This window comes from Streptomyces sp. URMC 126 (assembly GCF_051386555.1).
Lineage (GTDB): Bacteria > Actinomycetota > Actinomycetes > Streptomycetales > Streptomycetaceae > Streptomyces.
Genome location: NZ_JBPQTX010000445.1, coordinates 1 through 4,533, shown reverse-complemented (window position 1 = coordinate 4,533; position 4,533 = coordinate 1). Strand labels below are relative to the sequence as shown.

The following is a 4,533-nucleotide window of genomic DNA, read 5'->3' as shown; positions in this document are numbered from 1 at the left end:
TGTGTATAAGAGACAGGCCTCACCCACCCCACCAACCAACGAATCGACCGGAAAGGCGAAGCCATGAGCGTCACCGTCCGCATCCCCACCATCCTCCGCACCTACACCGACGGCCGAGCCGAGGTCCCCGCTCAGGGGACGACGCTCTCCGAGGTGATCGACGACCTGGAGAAGAACCACCCGGGCATCGCCGCCCGGCTCCTCGACGACGCCGGCAAACTGCGCCGCTTCGTCAACGTGTACGTCAACGACGACGACGTCCGCTTCGAGGGCGGGCTGGCCGCGGTCACCCCGGACGGCGCGGGCGTGTCGATCATTCCGGCGGTGGCGGGAGGCTGACCGCGCGCGACACGCGAGCCGCACGCGTCACCCCCGTACTCCCGGCCCCGCCGCCCCGCGCCGGCCGCCCCCGAACCGAGAACCGCCCCGGCCGTTAACCGGACGGGGCGATTCCGTCTGTTGAAGCGCGATACAGTTGGGACGTTCCCTCTCTGGTGTCAGAGCCGAACGCATATGAGAACCCGTCAAGTTGCGCGGGAATTACGCGCGCGAATTGTCGGGTTGGCCGGTGTATGTCCGGCCCGACTTGCCCCGGAACATCCCCAGTTGGCCGGTTATCGCTGCTCGGCGGTGCCGGTATTTCTCGTCCGTCTGACCTGTTGCAGACGGCATCCGTGCAGATACATTCAGCCGCGGTCGACGCGTTCCGGCGCACACCCCTCGGTGTCACAAGGGGTGAGGTCTGACCCGGGTCCGCGAAGTGCGGTCCTGTGCAAGGGCCAGTAATAGGGGAGTTAGGCATGGCTCAGGGCACCGTCAAGTGGTTCAACGCGGAGAAGGGGTACGGCTTCATCGCGGTCGACGGTGGTGCGGATGTTTTCGTCCACTACAGCGCGATTCAGATGGACGGCTACCGCACCCTGGAAGAGGGGCAGCGGGTCGAGTTCGAGATCTCGCAGGGCCAGAAGGGACCTCAGGCCGACATGGTGAGGGTGACCGCCTGACCGCGGCGCATCGACCACCGATCGCTCAGTCTGCCGAAGGGGCCCGCGCCGGGAGGCGCGGGCCCCTTCGTGCCGTTGTACGGGGCCGTCGTACGGGCCCGTCGTGCGGGGAGAAGCCGGCGGGCGGGGGAGTGTGTGTGCCGGGGCCCGGCTGGGCAGGGTCTCCGGGGCGTCCCGGACACCGTTCCGGATCGCGTCCCGGAGGGTGTCCCTGAGGCACCCCTGAGAAGCCTCCGGGATGACCCCGGTCTTCGGAGGGACGCTTGCACTCGGAGGTGCCGAGTGCTAATCATTGGCTTAGCACTCTCCGAGTGAGAGTGACAGACTTGGACCGTCGGTGAGGTCCGCGAGTCCGGCGGGGCAAGGAACCGCCGAGCACGCGGGCCGTCCGTCGCGGGCGCCTGTGCGGTCCGGAGCAATCCACCCCCAGTCCGGGAGGACCACTTCACATGGCCAAGATCATCGCGTTCGACGAGGAGGCGCGGCGCGGCCTTGAGCGCGGTATGAACCAGCTCGCCGACGCCGTCAAGGTCACCCTCGGCCCCAAGGGCCGCAACGTCGTCCTTGAGAAGAAGTGGGGCGCCCCCACGATCACCAACGATGGTGTCTCCATCGCCAAGGAGATCGAGCTGGAGGACCCGTACGAGAAGATCGGCGCCGAGCTGGTCAAGGAGGTCGCGAAGAAGACGGACGACGTCGCCGGTGACGGCACGACGACCGCGACCGTCCTCGCCCAGGCGCTGGTCCGCGAGGGTCTGCGCAACGTGGCCGCCGGCGCCAACCCCATGGCCCTGAAGCGCGGTATCGAGAAGGCCGTCGAGGCCGTCTCCGCCGCCCTCCTGGAGCAGGCGAAGGACGTGGAGACGAAGGAGCAGATCGCCTCCACCGCCTCCATCTCCGCCGCCGACACGCAGATCGGCGAGCTCATCGCCGAGGCGATGGACAAGGTCGGCAAGGAAGGCGTCATCACCGTCGAGGAGTCCCAGACCTTCGGTCTGGAGCTGGAGCTCACCGAGGGTATGCGCTTCGACAAGGGCTACATCTCGGCGTACTTCGCCACCGACATGGAGCGTATGGAGGCGTCCCTCGACGACCCGTACATCCTGATCGTCAACTCGAAGATCAGCTCGGTCAAGGACCTGCTGCCGCTCCTCGAGAAGGTCATGCAGTCCGGCAAGCCGCTGCTGATCATCGCCGAGGACGTCGAGGGCGAGGCCCTGTCGACCCTGGTCGTCAACAAGATCCGCGGCACCTTCAAGTCCGTCGCCGTCAAGGCCCCGGGCTTCGGCGACCGCCGCAAGGCCATGCTCGGCGACATCGCCATCCTCACCGGTGGCACGGTCATCTCCGAGGAGGTCGGCCTCAAGCTGGAGAACGCCGGTCTCGACCTGCTCGGCCGCGCCCGCAAGGTCGTCATCACCAAGGACGAGACGACCATCGTCGACGGTGCCGGTGACAGCGACCAGGTCCAGGGCCGCGTCAACCAGATCCGCGCCGAGATCGAGAACAGCGACTCGGACTACGACCGCGAGAAGCTCCAGGAGCGCCTCGCGAAGCTGGCCGGCGGCGTGGCCGTCATCAAGGCCGGTGCCGCGACCGAGGTCGAGCTCAAGGAGCGCAAGCACCGCATCGAGGACGCCGTTCGCAACGCGAAGGCGGCCGTCGAGGAGGGCATCGTCGCCGGTGGTGGCGTGGCCCTGCTCCAGGCCTCCCAGGTGTTCGAGAAGCTGGAGCTCGAGGGCGACGAGGCCACCGGTGCCAACGCCGTCAAGCTGGCCCTGGAGGCCCCGCTCAAGCAGATCGCCGTCAACGGTGGTCTCGAGGGTGGCGTCGTCGTGGAGAAGGTCCGCAACCTGACCGTCGGCCACGGCCTCAACGCCGCCACGGGCGAGTACGTCGACATGATCGCCGAGGGCATCATCGACCCGGCGAAGGTCACCCGCTCCGCCCTGCAGAACGCCGCCTCCATCGCGGCGCTCTTCCTCACCACCGAGGCCGTCATCGCCGACAAGCCGGAGAAGGCCGCCGCGGCCGCTCCGGGCGGCATGCCCGGTGGCGAGATGGACTTCTGAGCCGACCCGGCTCGCCAGTCCTGAGCGCCTGAGCGGGCCCGAGAGGGCCTGAGGCAGACCGAGGGCGGGATCCCCATCACGGGGATGCCGCCCTCGGGCGTTTCCGGGGGAAGCCGAAGAAGTACGTGGCCAGGAAGCCGGCCGCGTACCCGACCAACAGCCCCGCCGCGTACACCACCACCGCCTCGACCGGCCCCTGATCCCCTCTGAGCAGCGGAAACAGCGCCCAGCCGGACGGCCCGATCGCCGTCGCGCCCACCGTGCCGCCCCCGTCCTGCGCCATGAACCCCACGAACCCGCCGCCGAAGGCGCCCCCCACACAGGCCGTCGCGAACGGCCGCCCCAACGGCAGCGAGACCCCGTAGACCAACGGCTCGCCGACGCCCAGCAGCCCGGCCGGCAGGGCCGAACGCACCGTCCGCCGCACCGAGACGTCACCCGGCAGCCGCAGGTAGACGGCGACCGCCGCCCCCACCTGGCCCGCACCCGCCATGGCGAGGATCGGCAGCAGGACCGTACTGCCCCGCTCGGCGATCAGCGTGGCGTGCACCGGGATCAGCGCCTGGTGCAGCCCCAGCATCACCAGCGGCAGGAACAGCCCGCCGAGCACGAACCCGGCCACGGCGCCTCCCCGCGCGAGCAGCCGGTCCGCGAAGTGCCCGACGGCTTCCGACACCTCGCCCGCCGCCCACATCAGCCCGTACAGCGTGATCAGGCCGGGCAGCAGTACGGTGAGCGTCGGGGTGACGAGGACGTCCAGGGCCGCCGGCACGACGCGGCGGCACGCCCGTTCCACGGCCACGGCCAGCAGCGCCGCGGCGAGCGCGCCCAGCACCCCGCCCTGCCCGGGCGTCAACGCGCGTCCGAACGCGTCCACTTGGGTCACCCCCGGCCACACCGCGACGGCCGCCACGGCCCCGCCGAGCACCGGCGTCCCGCCGAACTCCCGCGCCGTCCGGTACCCGACGAACACGCCGATCAGCGCCATGAAGCCGGACGCGACGGCGTTCAGGGCCGGCACGAGAGCGGGCGCCCAGTGGAGGTTGGCGAGCAGCCCGGCGAGCCCGGCGACGATCCCGCAGCCGATGAGGGCGGGGATGAGGGGGACGAAGACCTGGGCGACGCGGCGGAGGACCCGCTTGGCCGGGGTGGCGTCGCGGTCCCGGCGCTCGGCGCGGAGAGCGGCGCCGCGGGTGGCCGTGTCGGCCGTCGCTTCCGGCCCCGCCTTCGCCCCCGCCTCCATAGCGGCCGCTACCCGGGCGGCCGTTCCAGGGCCCAGGACGATCTGGACGGCCGTGCCGTCCGTGACCACGCCGAGGACGCCGGGGGTGGTGCGGAGGTCCGCTGTGCGGACCAGGTCGGGGTCGGCCACGTCCGCGCGGAGGCGGGTCATGCAGTGGGTGAGGGAGTGGATGTTGGCTGGGCCTCCGAGGAGGGGGAGGAGGGTGGTGGCGAGG

General features: G+C 70.5%; 4 protein-coding genes. 3 read left to right on the top strand and 1 reads right to left on the bottom strand.

Annotated features, from left to right (window positions below; all coding sequences use genetic code 11):
- Nucleotides 1–63: 63 nt before the first annotated feature.
- The 3 genes from ACSNOK_RS31005 (at nucleotide 64) to groL (ending at nucleotide 3,076) form a co-directional block, all read left to right on the top strand.
- The gene (locus ACSNOK_RS31005; RefSeq protein WP_436784125.1) at nucleotides 64–339 is read left to right on the top strand and encodes a MoaD/ThiS family protein; all 276 of its coding nucleotides are present in this window, start codon (nucleotides 64–66) and stop codon (nucleotides 337–339) included.
- Nucleotides 340–800: 461 nt separating this feature from the next.
- The gene (locus ACSNOK_RS31000) at nucleotides 801–1,004 is read left to right on the top strand and encodes a cold-shock protein (RefSeq protein WP_004986573.1); all 204 of its coding nucleotides are present in this window, start codon (nucleotides 801–803) and stop codon (nucleotides 1,002–1,004) included.
- 449 nt (nucleotides 1,005–1,453) lie between these two features.
- Nucleotides 1,454–3,076, top strand: a complete 1,623-nt coding sequence (gene groL, locus ACSNOK_RS30995; RefSeq protein WP_004954155.1) for a chaperonin GroEL — start codon at nucleotides 1,454–1,456, stop codon at nucleotides 3,074–3,076.
- A 76-nt stretch (nucleotides 3,077–3,152) separates the two neighbouring features.
- On the opposite strand, the gene ACSNOK_RS30990 is transcribed toward groL, so the two are convergent.
- Nucleotides 3,153–4,533 (bottom strand): PTS transporter subunit EIIC (locus ACSNOK_RS30990; RefSeq protein WP_436784124.1); only part of this gene is annotated, 1,381 nt, incomplete at its 5' end.

Bases quoted from the DNA above. Each gene is read 5' to 3' on its own strand.
- groL (WP_004954155.1), top strand. From the start codon at position 1,454: ATGGCCAAGATCATCGCGTTCGACGAGGAGGCGCGGCGCGGCCTTGAG.
- ACSNOK_RS31000 (WP_004986573.1), top strand. From the start codon at position 801: ATGGCTCAGGGCACCGTCAAGTGGTTCAACGCGGAGAAGGGGTACGGC.
- ACSNOK_RS31005 (WP_436784125.1), top strand. From the start codon at position 64: ATGAGCGTCACCGTCCGCATCCCCACCATCCTCCGCACCTACACCGAC.